The organism is Bacillus sp. SD088, from assembly GCF_017355205.1.
GTDB lineage: Bacteria > Bacillota > Bacilli > Bacillales > Bacillaceae_C > Lederbergia.
In genome coordinates this window covers 144,556-163,692 of sequence record NZ_JADIJK010000002.1, presented here as the reverse complement: position 1 = coordinate 163,692, position 19,137 = coordinate 144,556, and the positions used below count along the sequence as shown (strand labels likewise).

Sequence of the window (19,137 nt, the reverse complement as noted above, 5' to 3'; positions counted from 1 at the left end):
GAATGGGAACTTTGATGAAAAATAGGATTTTTTATCAGTTCTTTATCGGATCAATTGGCTTGATAGCGATCCTAAGCATCATGATTATCCCGCAAACAGTGTATGGTAAAGAGCAATCTAAAAAACTTAACAATAAGTTTGTAGTTGATTCAGGTCCCAATAAGGGAGAAAAGGTAAAAGTTTATGACGGAACAATTGAAAAATATAATGGTTATTATTATGTAATGGGAACAGGGTCGCTGGGAAATGTATATCGTTCCAAAGATATGATTCATTGGGAAAGTCCCTACGAGTTCATTTCAAGCGACCCAAATACACTCCCTCCATATGCCGAAAATGATTACACCGAATTTGGGGCTTCGGATTTGTTGTTTCATAATGGCGTAATGTTTTACGGATTTAATAGTAGCAACCTATTGCACGGAGATCCTAGCTCCATGCATACGATCCCGGATTTCAGACATAGCTTTTGGGAAGAGAAATACGATATGGGGATCGACGTCCAATTTTTTGTTGCTCCGGATGGGGAGTTGCTTTATTTACGGAAAGTAAATCCATTTGAGGCAGATCCAAATACAGGGGAAGAAAGGTCCTTTGATGCAAGTGCCTGGATGTGGAAGGTTGAATCTTTCTTTAATGAAAGAGGGAATCCTGGGAGAAGTACTGGAAAAGAATTAATTCATACACAGAAAGGGCACTGGGCAAGCTTTGATAAGTTCAATTTTGAAGGACCAGAAATGTATTATCAAAATGGGCAGTATTATTTACTCTATATGGGTAACAATATGGCACCGAGAACTGGACTCTATGAGACCGGAGTAGCACAAGCTGATCATTATAATAATTTTGATAACAGTACCAAGTACCCCGGAAAGTTGATAGCACGAAACTTAGAACGAATGCTTCTGGATTATAATGTGATTTTACCAACAGCGGAACACGGTTGGCAAAATTATCAATATACATTCACCGAACCCGAAGGGGATTGGAAAAAGGTGGATTATATTGCCTCTGATTGGAATACCGGAAAGGGTGGGTTCGGTTATCCGCTTACTGAGCGAGAGGTTTTAATCCCAAGCATTTATAATGATGAGAAAACCAAACAAAGCGAGATATGGGGGTCCCAAGAAGGACCGCAGAATTTATGGGCACGGCGAACTTTCCATCTCGGTAACATCCCGGAAACAGTGGCTTTAAGACTGCGGTTGGAGGGATATGGAAAGGTCTATATCAACGGCAAGGAGATTCATCATCAACAAGGTCAACAACGTAGCTACGAAATGGTAGAAGTGCCGGATGATGTGCTTCAAAAAGGTGAAAATGTTATTACAGCTAAAGTGAGCACAAATGGTTCAAAGCTCAATTTTTATCATCTCGATTTTGGATTATATGACACGAATGGACAAGCTGTTGAAGCGGATATTGTTGGTCCGACCCAACCAAATGTGATTAAAGGGCCTAATGGTTTTGAGACATGGGTGACTTACAAAGGATTATGGGATGGTGACAATGGCCAAGGGAAAGACCGTGTTTACCTTTGGGATGATGAAATGGTTGTCGATGGTCCGACTTCAGAAAATTCACCTGATCAGCATTTTGATGCGTGGCAACCAACGTTTAATGATCGATTTGATACAACTGATAGCCTAGACAATTATAGCGATAGTCAAGGTGTCTCAATTAAAAATGATTCACTATATTTCAACACTCCTAACAAATTAAAAGAGATTCTGTTAAAGGATTATAAGCTTGAGAATTTCTTTTTAGAAATCAATATTCGATTTGATGATAAAAATAGCGGTGATCAGGGGCGTGCAGGTGTTACCGTTTGGCACAAGGATAAAGATAATTTTGTTCGCCTTTACATTGACCGAGATAATCTTACCTATATTGTCTCTTCCACCATAAATGGGGAAACTACCATAGAAGAGCATCCATTACCTGAAACCTTTGAATTTCTCCATGAGGATGATCGTGCAAAGGACTTTGGTGAACAATACCATCCACTGAAGGTTTATAAAAATGGGTCTAAATTATTTGCTGAACTGGATCATTACAAGCTAAATAACGATAAACCCGTACTTGAATTAGAGGCAATGTCTACTGCTGGGAAGGTCGGTTTAGTATGTAACGAGGCTAAGTGCAGCATGGATAATTTGAGTCTTACTGTAGGGTGGAGTGAATATGGAAATTATTTTAGCGATTGGGATAAGAATTGGAAAGTTTCGAACAAAGGAATAACGTCCCCATCTAAGACTGAATCCCTAACGGTGAAGGGTGACCCAATGCAGGAGCACGAATTTTCGGTGAATATCGATACGGGATCACTACTAGAATCCGGAAAGACTGGGGTTATTCTAGAGTATGTCGATGACCAAAATTATGTTGTAGCATATACGAATTATGCTACGAATCAGTTTGAAATTCATCAAGTAGTGAATGGAAAAGCCAAACTACTAGAGACAGCATCAACTGCACGCGATACGATCTATGGGCATTCTAATTTCGACGAGGGATTAGAGCAAAAAGAATATGTATATGATTTGCGAGCCTCCGCTGAAGTTTCGCAAGCTAAAATTTTGTGGTTGTATGGAAAGTTTGAGTTGATTAATTGGATAGACGAATTTTATACATTACCGGATGTCGATTCACAAGATCTCGGAATGGACAACTGGAATGCAATTGAAGATAAATGGAGTCCAATAGAATATGTCTATGATGGGAAGGGACGAGGAGATTATCATATTGCGAGTTTCGATAACACACTCTTAACAGATAGGATCCGTTTAAAAGTACCATCTACAAATAACCGCCCATTTTCCTTAGCTCTACGTGAGGAAATTAGCGCACAGAACTTTTATAAGACTGTTCGTACAGATGGTCGAATCTATCTGTGGGTCAATAATAAATTGATTTTTGATATAGAGGATCCATTCAAAAATCGACTTGCGCAAGTTGGATTCTATACCGATAATGCGGAAGCGACATATAACTCTTTTACTGGGTTTGATATTTCGGATCATCCGCATGATTGGAAGGAAGATATTAATACATCTGACATGCTTACAACACTTGAAAGTTATCAGGAAGAACTATCTGAACAAGTCTATCGGGCTTTGTCCACCCATTTAATCTCAGTTGGCCAATACGAAGAGCAACAGAACGCTAAGAAAATTGTCAAACATATGAAAGGCTTTAAACAATTAATTAAACATCAAAAGGATAATCAATTCATTTCAAAAGAGCTCCATGGAATATTGGAGGCGGATGCAGACTCCATGATATTAAAGTGGCAAGGCGAAAAGTAATATGAATAGGGCCACCCCAAAGCGCGAGGCTTTCTAGCATTAGTATTAATACAAAGTATTTATGGATGCTGGAAGATCGTTCGACATTCTAAAAATAAAGGAGAGCAATGTACATGACAACAACTGTAAAAACATATCAAAGAACAGAATATCCGAGACCGCAATTTCAACGTCAATCTTGGGTGAATTTAAATGGGACATGGAAGTTTTCCTTTGACGACCAGAATATTGGTGAAAAGGGATCTTGGTATGAAAAGTCTTCTTTCTCAACGGAGATACAAGTCCCTTTTACGTATGAAACAAAGGCAAGTGGTATAGGTGAGGAAAAGTTTCATCCATATATTTGGTATCAAAGAACATTTGAAATCCCGAAAGAGGAAATTGGAAAGAGAGCGATCCTGCGTTTTCAAGCTTCTGATTATCTAACAAAAGTATGGGTGAATGGTATTTTTATCGGTCAGCACAAAGGGGGATATGCCGCATTCTCTTTTGATATTAGCAATGTCATAGACAATACAAAGGAAAATGAATTAGTTGTTAAGGTAGAAGATAGCCAAAGCTGTTATCAGCCTAGAGGAAAACAGCGGTGGATGGATCAAAACTTTGGTTGCTGGTATGTGCAAAATACGGGTATTTGGCAAACCGTTTGGTTGGAATTTTTAAATGAAGAAAGTATTGAAAGCGTAAAGATGACACCAAATATTGATACTAACTCCGTAGTCTTTGATTATAAACTACATGGGGAATTGCCAGAGGATACAAGACTTGAGACAACTGTTACATTTTCAGGAAAAAGAGTTAAGCAATTTTCCATAAATCCTGATCGTCCGGATATCCATTTTGAAGTAGATCTTACTTCAGAAATACACCACTGGAAGGTTTACCATTGGACACCGCAAAATCCGAATTTATACGATGTTCAATTTCGTTTGTATGTGGAAGGTAAACTTGTTGATGAAGTAGATTCTTATTTTGGAATGAGGAAAATTTCGATTAAAAACGGGCAAGTCCTGCTGAATAATGCGCCAATCTATCAAAAGCTGTTATTAGATCAAGGTTATTGGACAGATACAATGCTTACCCCTCCATCCGATGAGGCGATGCTAGAGGATATTGAAAAGACGGTGCAGATGGGCTTTAACGGTGTCCGAAAACATCAAAAGCTTGAGGACGAACGATTTTTATATTGGTGTGATAAAAAGGGATTATTGGTATGGTCCGAGATGGCTTCTACATTCGACTTTTCAGATGAAGCAGTTGAGAACTTTACAACAGAATGGCTAGAGATTGTACAACAGCATTATAATCATCCTTCAATTATTACATGGGTTCCATTTAATGAATCTTGGGGCATCCGAAATGTCCTTACAGATAAAAAGCAACAAAAATTTACCGAATCTATCTATCATCTAACAAAATCAATTGATTCTGAACGTCCAGTTATCGTGAATGATGGATGGGAGCATACAATTTCCGATATTATCGGCTTGCATGATTATGAAGAATCTGGAAAAGTCTTCTACGAGCGCTATAAAGATAAAGATCGCATTCTTAACAATGAAATTACTGCTAACCATCATAAGTATGCCATGGCTGAAGGATATGAATATAAAGGCCAGCCTGTCATGATCACCGAATATGGCGGAATTGCTTTCAATGACGAACGTGGTTGGGGATACGGGAATCAAGTAGATTCTGAGGAAGCTTTCCTAAAGCGTTACGAAGAAATGACTGAGGCGATTAAAGCGATTCCTTATATAACGGGATATTGCTATACACAAACAACAGATGTTCAACAGGAAATCAATGGATTATTAAAAGAAGATCGAACACCTAAGATTGCATTAGATAAGATCAAAAAAATTAATGATTCATTCAGACCAAGATAATCATCTAGAAGATAAGTGAAAGAGGGGATTGGCAGTAACAATCCCCACTCTTTTATTTCAAGCCTCTTGTTGTTAAACATTGTCTACCAAGATAGTGCGTGGTTGATTTCCGCTACAGTTGCTTGCTTTCCGCGGGGCGGGCGGTGAGCCTCCTCGGCGTAAAATGGTAGCGGCGAGGAAGCTCACCGCATGCCCCCCGGAAAGCGTCCGCCAGGAACGGAAATCAACTGTGACTTGCAGACTCGCCATTTGTAGATTGTTATGAAATGGAAGTACTGCAAAAAAGTGAAATATCCCCTATAAAATGTAGGAGGAGAAATAAAAATAGTACAAAAAAACCTTGTACCGTCTAGCTCGGTGAATACCGAGATACTATAGAAACATTTGGAGGGATGAATCATGTCTGAGAAAAAGCCAAATATCGTATTAATTTTAGCCGATGATTTAGGGTTTTCTGATCTAGGAAGTTTCGGAAGTGAGATTAAAACCCCGAACTTAGACCAGCTCGCTAAGGATGGATTGCGGTTAACGCAATTTTATAATTCTGCACGCTGTTGCCCAAGTCGAGCATCGTTATTAACTGGGGTATATCCACATCAAGCTGGTGTAGGGCATATGACAGAAGACCATGAGATTCCGGGGTATCGTGGATTCTTAAAGGATCAATGTGTGACACTTGCCGAAGTGTTAAAGGAAGGTGGGTATCATACGTATTTATCAGGAAAGTGGCATGTGGGGGAAAAGGGACCAGTAGAACGCGGTTTTGATGATTTTTATGGTATTTTAGGTGGATTTACAAGTTTCTGGGATCAAAAGGATTATTCTCGCCTACCTAAAGACCGTCCAACAAGATATTATGGAGAGGGAGAATTTTACGCAACAGATGCGATTACAGACTATGCTTTAGATTTTCTGAAGGATTCGCGCTCTGATGAGCAACCTTATTTTCTCTATCTATCCTACAATGCTCCTCATTTTCCGCTACAGGCACCTGAGGAGGAGATCGCCAAATATGAGCAAGTATACAAAAAGGGTTGGGATCGAATTCGGGAAGAGCGATTAGCAAGAATGAAAGAGCTTAAGATTGTGGAGGAAAATACACCCCTAACTCCTCGAGCAGAATATTGGAATCGATATCGGGATATTCAAGGTACAAACCCTGCATGGGACTCGCTTGACCCGGATCGGCAAAAGGACTTAGCAAAGCGAATGGCTATTTATGCAGCGATGGTCGATCGAATGGACCAAAATATTGGACGAGTCCTAGAAGATTTACGTGAAAGTGGTGAACTAGAGAATACCCTGATCTTATTTTGTTCTGATAATGGAGCATGTGCTGAGTGGGATCCTTGGGGATTTGATGACTGGAGAACAACTTCCAATTTCCTGCATCGAGAAGCAGATTTAGAAAAAATGGGGGGACCTGACTCGTACCATAGCTATGGTTCAGGATGGGCCAACGCATGCAGCACACCACTTCGGCTATATAAGCATTATGGACACGAAGGTGGGATTAGTACACCATTGTTAGCTCATTGGCCGGAAACGATTAAACGTCAAGGGGAGATTGAGCATCAACCAGGTCATTTTATTGATGTAATGGCCACTTTGGTTGATATCAGCAATAGCCCATACCCTAATCATTATAAAGGACATAAAATTCTTCCAATGGAGGGAGAAAGTTTAGTTCCTCTTTTTACAGGAGAAGGAAGAGAGGAGCGAACATTTTGTTTTGAACATGAGCAGCACTGCGGTGTACGAAGGGGTCCATGGAAGCTATCGAAAATCAAAGAATTGGACTGGGAGCTTTATAATATCGACCATGACCGAACAGAAATGCACAATGTAAAAGAGCAATACCCAGCACTTGCAGCGGAATTAAAAGGAATTTGGGAAGAATGGGCTGAAAGGACAGATGTTTATCCACTTAGAATAGGTAAGCAAAGGAAGAACTCCGTATTGAAATAATTTCTGATAAATGAACATGTTCAATCAATGTTAATGTGCATGTTCATTTAACGACTATTAATGATTGAAAGTTTCATATCTATATCCAACAACTTATAGGGGAGGAAAAGGAAAATGGAACAACCAAACATTCTATGGATATGCACGGATCAACAACGTTTTGATACACTCGGTTGTTATGGAAATGAATTTGTAAATACGCCAAATATTGATAGATTAGCAAAAAGCGGTGTGTTATTTGAACAATGCTATAGCAATAGTACAGTGTGTACCCCAAGTCGAGCGAGTTTTCTAACAGGCAGGTATCCGAGGACAAACCGTACCAGACAAAATGGACAATCAATTCCCGCTGATGAAGTTCTGGTTACAAAGATGTTGGCGGATGCAGGGTACATATGTGGTTTAGCGGGTAAGTTACATATCTCTGCCTGTAACCCATCTGTTTCTACTGTTAGGGAACCTCGGATAAATGACGGTTATACGGAATTTAATTGGTCCCATCATCCCAATCGAAATTGGTCCTCTGATGACTATCAACACTGGCTCACGGAAAAAGGTGTGAAGGTTAAAAAAAGAAAGGTTGAAGGAATGCCATATATCGAATATGGTGCTGATGAGGAGAATCATCAAACCACATGGTGTGCGCAGAAAGCAATCAATTTTATTAAAAACAATGCCGATTTTGAGAATCCATGGTTATTTTCGGTGAATATGTTTGACCCACATCACCCATTTGACCCACCGGAAGAATACATGAAGCGATATTTAGATATCCTTGGTGAGATCCCTATGCCTAACTATACAGAGAACGAATTAAGTGAAAAGTCAATTTTTCAACAAATTGATCATGAGGGAGCATATGGAGTAAAGGGATTATTTCCTGGCTCTAAAATGAGTGAAAAAGATCATAAATCTTTAAAAGCGGCATATTGGGCTATGGTAGATTTAATCGATAAGCAGGTTGGGAGAATAATGGATGCCCTAGAGGAAACGGGGCAGTTAGAAAATACAATCATTATTTTTATGTCAGACCATGGAGAAATGCTAGGAGATCATGGCATTTATTTAAAAGGCCCACACTTTTATGATCCGGCAGTGAAGGTGCCATTTATTATCTCATGCCCAAGTAAAATACGAGGAAATAGACGAATGGATACAATGGTTGAACTAGTGGATATTGCGCCCACATTGTTAGAAGCGATTGGACAACCTTATCGTAAAGGGATGCAAGGAAAATCTTTATGGAATTTATTAATAGATTCAAATGAAGAAGATTCTCATAGGGATGATGTCTATTGTGAATTTTACGATGATGGAAGAGGGGAGGATGAGTTAAGAGTATCATCGAATATGCTTCGAACAGAAAGGTTTAAACTTGTTGTTTATTCGGGAATGGAACACGGAGAATTATATGATATGAAAGAGGATCCCAATGAATCTTCAAACCTCTGGAATGATATAAATTATCAGGCCATAAAAATGAAATTGTTTAAGCGGCTATACGATCGGATGATGGAGACAATGGATCCTTTACCAGAGAAAGAAGCAGCTTGGTGATCGCTGACTAAGAAATTATTTAACAAGGTTCATTGTTTAAAATAGGGTCCATAAATGCTGATGAGGTAGGAATGAGTAATCTGAAGTTACTTTTGAAGGAGGCAAACGATGAAAGGAAAACCAAATATTGTATTGATTCAAACAGACCAACAATCTGCCGAGACATTGGAAATGTACGGAAATCCAATTGTGAAAACCCCTAACCTTAAAGGTTTAGCTGAGGAAGGTGTGTTGTTTGAAAATACCTTTTGTAACTATCCAGCATGCGTGCCATCTCGTTCTTCGATGATGTCTGGTAGGTATGCATCGACGATTCGTTCCCATGCTAATCATATGTTGTTAAATCCACTTGAGGCTTCGTTACCGAAACTCTTAAAAGACAATGGTTATCAAACAGCTTTAATTGGTAAAAATCACGTATTTATGGATGGGAATCAAGTAAACTTTTATTCGAACGGCGAAGAAAAGCCTAATGTACTTCATGATGTGTTTGATTATGTACGAGAGGGCAGACATGGACATTCAGTCGATGGTTATAGCGAGGATCCCAAAGTACAACAGGCCCATCAATGGGCACAAGATCATTGCTGGAACAGTCCTTTAGGCCATGGGACAAATCCAGCTTCTTATAAGGATTGTGGAACACAGCTGCTCGGTAATGCAGCTATTGAATATTTGGATAACAATCAGCGATCAGATCAACCATTTTTTATGTGGTTATCATTTCCAGATCCGCATACTCCTTATCAGGTACCTGAACCCTATGCAAGTATGTATAAGGTAGAAGATATCCCCTTGCCTCCTAAGGATGACTTGCAAAACAAACCTGAAAGGCAAAAAGTGGCACAAATGATGGATGCGATGGATAAAACAGACGATGACCTTATTAGGAGCGTCAGGGCGATTCATTACGGTATGATCAATTTTATTGATGATAATATCGGTAGAGTATTGAAAAAGTTGGAAGAACTAGGCTTAAGAGAAAACACTGTAATTATATTTACCTCAGACCATGGCGACTCGATGGGTGCGCATGGACTTATCCAAAAGCACAATGCATTCTATGATTCATTTATAAAAGTACCTTTAATCGTTTCTTGGCCAGAAGAGATTCAATCAAAGACATGCAACCACTTAACCGAATTGGTTGATATTTTACCTACCATTTTAGAATTATCGGGAATGGAAGTTCCTCAAGGAGTACAAGGAAAAAGCTTTACTCCCTATCTATTTGATCAACCATACACTCCAAGAGAGTTTGCGGTCATCGAAAGTGGAGAAAGTGGCGAACCTATGACATTATCTGAAATTGCAGTACGTCCAGAGACGCCATTTGATGAACGTTACTTTGTTTGGTGTGCTTACCGTGAAGCATTTATCGGAAAGGGGAAGTGTATACGGACTCATAATTGGAAGCTAAATGTTTATACGAATGGGGATGGAGAATTATACGATCTTCACAACGACCCATATGAATTAAACAACTTATATGGTGATTCAAAGTATAATCCGATCGCGGTAGAGCTTGAGCGTACATTACTTAGATGGTGTATGGAAAATGAAGATACACTGCCCATTAATCAAACGGTAAATCTAAATTATCGGAGTAAGTATGGAAAAAAGGAGACAAGCAAAGGAAGTAACAAGGAGAATTTTTAGCGAGCTAGGTAAGGAAACGGTTTGAGTCCATAAAAAGCCATTTATAGGCATGTGAACAATGAATATTAATATCAAACTTTAAAAGATTATAGTTGCATCCTAACAAAATGCTAATTGATAATCTAACAAATTAACATTCACTATATATGATATTTCAGTTACTTTAAACTAAGAAGGTTATAAAAGCGAGGGGGATTTTTGTAAACGGAACCAATGGGCAAAGTGCCCATTAACTGGCTATTTAATGCTGCTTTGAAGTGACTAATTTATCCCGCATTAACGGGCAGTAATACCCCCGCCTAAATGCTTTAGAGAATACGGAGAAGCAGAGGTGGGGGATACACTGCCCTAAAATAATTGAAGAATTTATTTGAGTTGTCATTTTTGGAGAACCAATTGTTTGAAGGGAATAATGCTGCTTAAAAGCACAAAATGGAATAATTAAAAAATACACTAGGAACAAAGACATTCAGTAGATTTTTACCCAAAATTTCTCCAGACTTAGGGGGCAAAATTTTAAGTTATTATTCTTGAATACACAATGCTTCCATTATCTTAATTGAGAAAGTAATACAAATGCAATGGGAGGATTTTGAGTATAAAATTTTTTAAAGAAAAGGAGGAGTAGAAAGTATTGTATGCGGTTCCAAATGAGTTTGGAAATACAATTCGTAAGAAGTGAAGGGAGAAGTGAAATGAAAAAAATTTTAATGCTAGTGTTATGTTTAGCTTTGATTTTAATATTTGCAGGCTGTTCAAAGTCAAATAAGACAAATGAGGAAAGTGTTAGCGAAGGACCTTCGGATAACTTTAATAAAGAAGGGCTACCGATCGTTGATGAGGAGATAAATTTAAAGTTTTTTGCAAGGCGTTCTCCTGTGAATGGACCCTATAAAGATATGTCCATCTTCAAAGAATTTGAAAAAATGTCGAATATAAAAGTAGAATGGAATGATGTTCCACAGGATGGTTTTGATGAAAGAAAAAACTTAGAATATGCGGCTAAGAAGCTACCTGATGCCTTTTTTAAGGCCGCGATTTCGGAGGCAGAGGCCGTGAAATATGGTTCGTCTGGACTCTTTATTCCACTTGAAGATTTACTTGAGGAGTATGCACCCAATTTAACAGCTCTCTTTGAACAATATCCGGAAATAAAATCATCTATTACAGCTCCAGACGGTCATATCTATGCATTGCCGGCTATTGTTGAACTAGATGCTGCAAGAACAGAAAAATTTTGGGTGAATAAAGATTGGTTAGATGAATTAGAGTTGGAAGAACCAACAACACCAGATGAATTGGTTGATGTTCTTGCTGCTTTTAAAAATGATGACCCGAATGGGAATGGTGAACAAGATGAAATACCAATTACTGAACGCGACCTCCCTACTTTAATAAATAATATGGCAGGTTCCTGGGGATTATTGCAACAATTAGGAAATACAATTAATATTGAGAACGATAAAGTCCATATTTGGAAGACAGATGATAAATATAAGGATCTATTACAATTCCTGAATAAGCTTTACAAAGAGGGATTACTAGATCGGGATGTTTTATCACATTCACCTTCAGAGTTTACAGCTAAATTGTCTACCGGGAAGGTAGGGATGTCCCATATACAGGCAGATGATATGAATACTCAATATAAAGACTATGAGTATATTGGTATTGCACCAATAGAAGGACCTTTTGGTGATCGATTAGTCAAGGCATCTCCTATCGCTAGGGATTTTGGTACATTTGCTATTACATCAGCCAATGAGTATCCTGCAGAAACGATTCGGTGGATGGATTACTTCTTTAGTAAGGAAGGCTCCATTATGTTCAGATATGGGGTTGAGGGAGAAACCTTTAATTACGATGAGGATGGTTTGCCTGAGTATGTAGATGAAATTTTAAATGATGAGCGTGGTACTGGGGCGGCAATAGGTGAATTTAGTCCATATCCAGGTGGGGGAGCACCACAATATATAACGGAGTATAATTCATCAGCTATTAATCCGCCGTCAGTACAAGACGCACAGGAAAAATTTGACCCTTATTTACCAGAAGTAATTTATGGTGCCCCATTATTTGATGAAAAGGTAAACAAAGAAGTCAATCAAATCCGTCAAGATATGGATGCATATTATAATGAGTCTACTTCTCAATTCATCAATGGCGATAAGAGTTTTGATGAGTGGGATGAATACGTCTCCACTATAGAGAATTTAGGTTTAGAAAGATTAGAAGAAATTTACCAGGAAGCTTATGATTCGACTTTCAAAGAGTAACAGAGATGAGGCTGAGACAAAAATAAAAAGTTAAGCTCTAAAACCGAACGATTAATTGCGTTAATGGAGGGAATATACGCAGACTCCAGCGGGAGGTCGGCTAGGGACGGTCACGTCCTGTGACCAACGTCGACACTAGCACATCGTGTTCGTCGAAAAGGCATCGGTGAGATCCCGGAGTGCGATAGCACGAGGAAGCTCACCAGCCGCCCGCGGAAAGCGAAGTATATTTCCGGAGCGGGAGATATGCAACATACTAGTTCGGTTTTTTTATCGTTTAGGAAATTATAAAATTGTAGCTTGTGGATAAGTTGTAATTTTGAGTTTTGTTGTCTAGCTCCAGCGCCCAGCGACTAGCAAACTTTCAGCTTCTTCCTACGATAAGTCAACATCGGCTCATTCTTCGCCGTGTATCCTTTATCTCAGGGCTACAGGATGTAGGTCAGAACAGCGTTGCGACGTACAGGATGTACTAGTGCAGACGAAGCGACAGGACGTCGCGTTTGAGTCTGCCGCCAGGACGGTGCGTTTTTAGCTGTTCATCCTTACTATGAAAGTTTGTACGTCGCTAAACGGGCGCTTGCGCTTTTGTTCGTGAAAACACTTTTGTCCCAGCCTCACTACATGTAAGGACGAAGTCTCAAAAAAACAAATCAAACATTTAACCTGTAAAGATGCTTTAGTTTTTGTGGCAAGTATTCCTGTTCTAGCTAGCATCCTTTTGTTTAAAAGCGTTTTGCCGAGGGTTTAATGGTTGGGTCTATTAAAGGGTAAGCCTTAAAAGGAATATGAAAAGTTTGCTAAAATACATCTAGGTGAGGAAAACCCCCATGAAAATAATTAATTTACAGGAGGGGTTGAAAAGAATTATGATATTACTATCCTCTAATAGGATTTTACAGAGCGGTAAATAGAGGTTAGAAAAGCTTAATTTTTTTAACTCTCATTTTCTTGCAAGGTATTGATTTGGTGAAAGAGTATAATAATTTTTGAAGCTCTAGAAAAGAAATAAAGGTACAAGTAATTAAGTGAAAATTCTATTTTAGAAATCATATGCGTTTCCTCCGAAGTCAAGTCTGCACTTCCTTGAATCTCTAGCTCCTTTTTATCCCCCTTTTTTTTTACACGCACCATAAGAATGCGAACAATGACTATTATACTTTAAAAGATTATATTTCCATCCTAACAAAATGCTAATTGATAACCTAACAAATTAACATTCGTTATACACGATATTTCAGTTACTCTAAACTAAGAAGGTTATAAAAATATATATTGAGGGAGGCCTTTTGTAAACGAAATCAACGATCAAAGTGCTTATTAATTGAGTGTAGACTTTGAATTGTAAAAAGTTTATGTTTGTAAGGGTTTAAATGGATTGCATCATGACAACAAACTATTGTGAATGAAAGTATTGGAAATAGGTATCTTCATAAGAATCTATGTATCCGATTGCTAAAGAATAGAAGTGTGTCCTGATAGATGATTGGAAAGTAAAGGGGGAAAAAGAAACATGAAAAAGTTTTTAACGTTAGTTGTATCTTTAGTTTTGGTCACTTTAATATTTGCAGGCTGTTCAAAGTCCAATAAGACAAATGAGGAGAATGCTATAAAAGGTCCTTCAGATAATTTCAATAAAGAAGGAATGCCGATTGTTGATGAGGAGATTAATTTAAAGTTCTTTGCTAGACGTTCTCCGGTGAATGGACCTTATGAGAATATGTCCGTCTTCAAAGAGTTTGAAAAGATGTCGAATATAAAAATAGAATGGAATGATGTTCCACAGGATGGTTTTGATGAAAGGAAGAACTTAGAGTACGCAGCTAAAAATCCGCCTGATGTCTTTTATAAGGCTGAGATTTCGCATGCAGACGCTGTAAAATATGGTTCGTCCGGACTCTTTATCCCACTTGAAGATTTACTTGAGGAGTATGCACCAAATTTAACAGCATTATTTGAGCAATATCCAGAAATAAAATCAGCCATTACAGCACCAGATGGTCATATCTATACTTTACCAGCTATTGTTGAATTAGATGCAGCAAGAACAGAAAAATTTTGGTTGAATAAAGATTGGTTAGATGAATTAGGGTTGGAAGAACCAACAACACCAGACGAATTGGTTGAAGTTCTTACGGCTTTTAAAAATGATGATCCAAATGGGAATGGCAAACAAGATGAAATTCCATTGACTGAACGTAATTTCCCTACCTTAATAAATAACTTTGCAAGTTCTTGGGGATTATTGCAGCAACTGGGAAATACGCTAAATGTTGAGAACGATAAAGTCCATATTTGGAAAACAGATGATAGATATAAAGATCTATTACAATTCCTAAACAAGCTTTACAGCGAGGGATTACTAGATAGGGATGTTTTATCACATACACCTTCAGAGTACACGGCTAAATTGTCTACAGGGAAGATAGGGATGACCCATACACAGGGAGATGACATGAGTACTCAATATGAGGACTATGAGTACATGGGTATTTCACCGATAGAGGGGCCTTTTGGAGATCGGTTAGTCAAGGCGTCTCCTATAGCGAGAGATTTTGGTACATTTGCTATTACATCAGTCAATGAGTATCCCGTGGAAACGATTCGCTGGATTGATTATTTCTTTAGTGAGGAAGGTTCCATTATGTTCAGATATGGGATTGAGGGAGAAACCTTTAATTATGATGATGATGGTTTACCTCAGTATATAGATGAAGACGCAAGTCTCGAGGCGGTTACTCCATTTCCAGGAGGAGGAGCACCACAATATATAACGGAGTATAATTCGTCAGCTATTAATTCAGAGGCAGTACAAGAGGCACAGAAAAAATTCGATCCTTATTTACCAGAAGTAATTTATGGTCCACCATTATTTGATGAGCAGTTAACCAAAGAAGTCAACCAAATTCGTCAAGATATGGATGCATATTATAATGAAACAAGTTCTCAATTTATTAATGGTGATTTGAGTTTTGATAAATGGGATGAATACGTTTCTACGATAGAAAATATGGGACTAGAAAGATTGGAAGAAATTTATCAAGAAGCTTATGATTCGACTTTTAAAGAATAATATGAATGACTAGGAACAAAGAATTCTTTGTTCCTAGTCATGACTATAATAATTCAAGAGGGAGGTACTATGGAGTGAGTAATGTAAGGGCAAAATCTCAAGTGAATAAATCGAGTGTTGAACCCCAACCTATTTTAAAAAAGCGTCAGTTATGGAAACAAATTGTCAAAAGTTATGACCTGTACCTTATGCTCTTGTTACCCATAGCCTGGTATATTATTTTTCAATATGGTCCGATGTACGGTCTACAAATTGCCTTCAAAGACTTCAATCCTTCGTTTGGTTTTCTAGGAAGTGAGTGGGTTGGTTTTGAAAACTTTACCAGATTTTTCGAATCTTATTATTTCGGCAGATTGCTATGGAATACGTTTTCCATAAGTATCTATTCATTGCTTATAGCATTTCCGATCCCAATACTTTTGGCCCTACTTATCAATGAAATTAGAAGTAATGCGCTCAAAAAGTGGGTCCAAAATGTTACATATATTCCCCACTTTATTTCCGTGGTCGTTATTGTCGGAATGCTAAGCCTATTTTTAAATCCCGCTAGCGGAATAGTCAATACCATGTTAAATGCTTTGGGAATAGACTCTGTCGCTTTTATGGAAAAACCAGGATGGTTTAAGACAATATTCATTGGGTCTAATATATGGCAGAGCATGGGTTGGCAGTCGATTATCTATATCGCAGCCTTAGCAGGAATCGATCCACAATTGTACGAAGCGGCTAAGATGGACGGAGCAAGTCGGTTTCAGAGAATTATCCATGTATCGATCCCAGGCATTCTTCCCGTAATCATTATTTTACTTATTTTGGATGTAGGGAACTTTTTGAACGTAGGATTCGAAAAAATTCTATTAATGCAAAATAATTTAAATATGAAATCGAGTGATGTCATCCAGACATTTGTTTACAGAAACGGTATTCTCAACGGGGACTTTAGTTATAGTGCCGCGATTGGTTTATTTAATTCGGTTATCAATTTTATTCTATTAATATTTATCAATCAATTTGCAAAGAAAAAGGCAGAGACAAGCCTATGGTAGATAAAAATTTAAAAAATGTCAGTGAAGGAGGGAGCCTACGGTGAAACAACAATCTAAAAAGATCTCGGATGGGAAAGTATTTGATATCGGAGTGCTCATTATTTCTACTGTCATTTCGGTAATCATATTATATCCGTTAATTTTTATTGTTAGTGCTTCTTTTAGTAGTCCTGAGAGAGTTATGAATGGAGAAATGTGGCTTTTTCCTGTTGATTTTACATTAGATGCTTATAGTGAAGTTTTTAAAGATGGAGCTATATGGAATGGCTATAGAAATACTATTTTTTATACCATTGGTGGTACTTTCGTCAATATTATATTAACTACTCTAGCTGCTTATCCATTATCAAGACGAGATGTACCAGGCAGAAACATCATTATGTTTATTATAACCTTTACGATGTTCTTCAACGGGGGAATGATCCCAACCTATTTGGTCGTACAAGAACTAGGTATGATCGATACCTTTTGGGCGATGATTATACCGAATGCGATTGCAACCTATAATCTGATCGTTATGCGTACTTATTTTCAGACAAGTATTCCTTGGGAACTTCAAGAAGCCGCAATGATTGATGGTTGTTCTAATTGGAAGATGCTATGGAAAGTGATTCTCCCATTATCAAAACCGATCATGGCCGTTATGTTACTTTTTTATGCAGTGGGACATTGGAATGCCTTTTTTAACGCTTTGATTTACCTACGGGATGATAAACTATATCCTTTACAACTCATTCTGAGGGAAATTCTCCTTGTGAGTCAGGCGAGTATGACAGAGGAAATGGGTAGTGAATTTGGATTAGACGAAAAGATGATGCTAGGTGAAAGTATTAAGTATGCTTTAATTATCGTAGCTAGCTTACCTGTCCTGGTTATGTATCCTTTCGTTCAAAAGCATTTTGTCAAAGGTGTAATGATTGGGTCTATTAAAGGATAAATATTTTTAAGCCCCAAAATAAATCAATAGAAAATCTAACAAATTGATATTTTTTGGAAATCATATCTAACAATTTAAAAAGAGAGAAGGGGTTATTATGACCAAAAATACTTTCCAAAATCCATTAATGGATCCAGGAGCGGATCCGTGGGTTTATAAAGATGGCGATATGTATTATTTCATGGCTACTAGAAGGACGCACCTTGACTTATGGAAATCATCTACATTGAGCGGAATCGCCAATGGAGAGTGTAAGACGATCTGGTCTCCGCCAGAAGAAGGAATCAATAGCCACTTCCTTTGGGCTCCGGAGATTCATAAAGTAAATGGAAAGTGGTATGTGTATTTTACTGCAAATGATGGAAAAGTCGGAAAAGACGGTGACATGACGCGGAAAATCTTTGTTTTGGAAAACACCTCACAAGACCCTTTTGAAGGGGAGTGGATAGAACGAGGCTATGTCAATACTGAACACCCTGGATTGGATGGAACAGTCTTTGAGCATAATGGAAAATGGTACTTTGTTTATGCAGGTTATGGAACCTTTCCGGCCTATGGTTCCGCCCTTTATATTGCAGAAATGTCTAATCCTTGGACATTGACTGGACCGAATGTACTGATATCAAAGCCGGAATACGATTGGGAAGTACAAGGAGGACTTGCTGTAAATGAAGGACCTGTTATGCTGAAAAGAAACAACAAGCTCTTCTTAGTTTACTCAGCAAGTGCCACCTGGTCTGATGATTATTCACTTGGTATGTTAACAGCCTCTGCAGAAGCTGATGTATTGGATGCACAGGCTTGGGCTAAATCAACTAATCCTGTTTTTAAAAAATCAGTAGAAAATAGTGTATTTGCTCCGGGACACAATGGTTTTTCTCAATCACCAGACGGCTCAGAGGATTGGATTGTCTATCATGCAATCCCTGAATCAGAAGGTGGTAGCCAAAAACGCAGTACTCGTATTCAAAAATTTGGATGGAATACGGATGGTACACCTAATTTTGGGATCCCTTTATCGACTTCAGACTCCATTCAAGTACCTTCAGGAGAAGGCACACGCGATTAAAAGGGGAGAAACATATTTTAATAGTATCAATTTTTAGACTAATAGGGTCAGACTCTCATAGGAGAGCTGGCTCTTTTCTATTATAGGGCTATCTGCAAACTGCAATTCCCATTGATTCTTTTTGTCTTATTACCATTTTCTTTATCCATTTTACATCGGATTTTATAAACTTAGAAATAGACTCTATTTAAAGACACTTTAGAGACTTGTCTCTTATATAGAAAGGTTATACACTCAGAATACAAGATTTAAGGGTATAAAGTTTGGCGCTATTCCAACATATGAATGGTCTCCTCGATTGAAGTTTTGAATTTATATGTACGAAATGATAACGCTTCCAATACCCATTTCGAAA

Annotated in this window: 10 protein-coding genes; all 10 read left to right on the top strand. The window is 38.1% G+C overall.

Annotated elements, in window-relative coordinates:
- Nucleotides 1-2 precede the first annotated feature (2 nt).
- The 10 genes from IPU53_RS02485 to IPU53_RS02440 all read left to right on the top strand — a co-directional run bounded on the left by IPU53_RS02485 (nt 3) and on the right by IPU53_RS02440 (nt 18,782).
- Nucleotides 3-3,308 (top strand): FIMAH domain-containing protein, encoded by a 3,306-nt coding sequence (locus IPU53_RS02485; RefSeq protein WP_207447230.1) that lies wholly within the window; start codon nt 3-5, stop codon nt 3,306-3,308.
- Nucleotides 3,309-3,421: 113 nt separating this feature from the next.
- Nucleotides 3,422-5,197 (top strand): glycoside hydrolase family 2 protein, encoded by a 1,776-nt coding sequence (locus IPU53_RS02480; RefSeq protein WP_207447228.1) that lies wholly within the window; start codon nt 3,422-3,424, stop codon nt 5,195-5,197.
- A gap of 399 nt (nt 5,198-5,596) precedes the next feature.
- The gene (locus IPU53_RS02475; RefSeq protein WP_207447226.1) at nt 5,597-7,165 is read left to right on the top strand and encodes an arylsulfatase; all 1,569 of its coding nucleotides are present in this window, start codon (nt 5,597-5,599) and stop codon (nt 7,163-7,165) included.
- Between the two features lie 114 nt (nt 7,166-7,279).
- Nucleotides 7,280-8,722 (top strand): sulfatase family protein, encoded by a 1,443-nt coding sequence (locus IPU53_RS02470; RefSeq protein WP_207447224.1) that lies wholly within the window; start codon nt 7,280-7,282, stop codon nt 8,720-8,722.
- 108 nt (nt 8,723-8,830) lie between these two features.
- The gene (locus tag IPU53_RS02465; protein WP_207447215.1) at nt 8,831-10,381 is read left to right on the top strand and encodes a sulfatase family protein; all 1,551 of its coding nucleotides are present in this window, start codon (nt 8,831-8,833) and stop codon (nt 10,379-10,381) included.
- 695 nt (nt 10,382-11,076) lie between these two features.
- The gene (locus tag IPU53_RS02460) at nt 11,077-12,657 is read left to right on the top strand and encodes an extracellular solute-binding protein (RefSeq protein WP_207447208.1); all 1,581 of its coding nucleotides are present in this window, start codon (nt 11,077-11,079) and stop codon (nt 12,655-12,657) included.
- Between the two features lie 1,513 nt (nt 12,658-14,170).
- The gene (locus IPU53_RS02455) at nt 14,171-15,730 is read left to right on the top strand and encodes an extracellular solute-binding protein (protein WP_207447206.1); all 1,560 of its coding nucleotides are present in this window, start codon (nt 14,171-14,173) and stop codon (nt 15,728-15,730) included.
- Between the two features lie 131 nt (nt 15,731-15,861).
- A complete protein-coding gene (locus IPU53_RS02450; RefSeq protein ID WP_396019887.1) occupies nt 15,862-16,776 on the top strand; it encodes an ABC transporter permease in 915 nt (304 codons plus the stop codon).
- 40 nt (nt 16,777-16,816) lie between these two features.
- Nucleotides 16,817-17,713, top strand: coding sequence for a carbohydrate ABC transporter permease (locus IPU53_RS02445; RefSeq protein WP_207447195.1), 897 nt, complete (start codon nt 16,817-16,819; stop codon nt 17,711-17,713).
- Nucleotides 17,714-17,810: 97 nt separating this feature from the next.
- On the top strand, nt 17,811-18,782 hold the full coding sequence (locus IPU53_RS02440; protein WP_207447193.1) for a glycoside hydrolase family 43 protein: 972 nt from the start codon (nt 17,811-17,813) through the stop codon (nt 18,780-18,782).
- Nucleotides 18,783-19,137 lie beyond the last annotated feature (355 nt).

Coding starts and splice junctions, on each gene's coding strand:
- IPU53_RS02485 (WP_207447230.1), top strand. CDS start 3: ATGGGAACTTTGATGAAAAATAGGATTTTTTATCAGTTCTTTATCGGA.
- IPU53_RS02465 (WP_207447215.1), top strand. CDS start 8,831: ATGAAAGGAAAACCAAATATTGTATTGATTCAAACAGACCAACAATCT.
- IPU53_RS02460 (WP_207447208.1), top strand. CDS start 11,077: ATGAAAAAAATTTTAATGCTAGTGTTATGTTTAGCTTTGATTTTAATA.
- IPU53_RS02440 (WP_207447193.1), top strand. CDS start 17,811: ATGACCAAAAATACTTTCCAAAATCCATTAATGGATCCAGGAGCGGAT.
- IPU53_RS02455 (WP_207447206.1), top strand. CDS start 14,171: ATGAAAAAGTTTTTAACGTTAGTTGTATCTTTAGTTTTGGTCACTTTA.
- IPU53_RS02470 (WP_207447224.1), top strand. CDS start 7,280: ATGGAACAACCAAACATTCTATGGATATGCACGGATCAACAACGTTTT.
- IPU53_RS02475 (WP_207447226.1), top strand. CDS start 5,597: ATGTCTGAGAAAAAGCCAAATATCGTATTAATTTTAGCCGATGATTTA.
- IPU53_RS02480 (WP_207447228.1), top strand. CDS start 3,422: ATGACAACAACTGTAAAAACATATCAAAGAACAGAATATCCGAGACCG.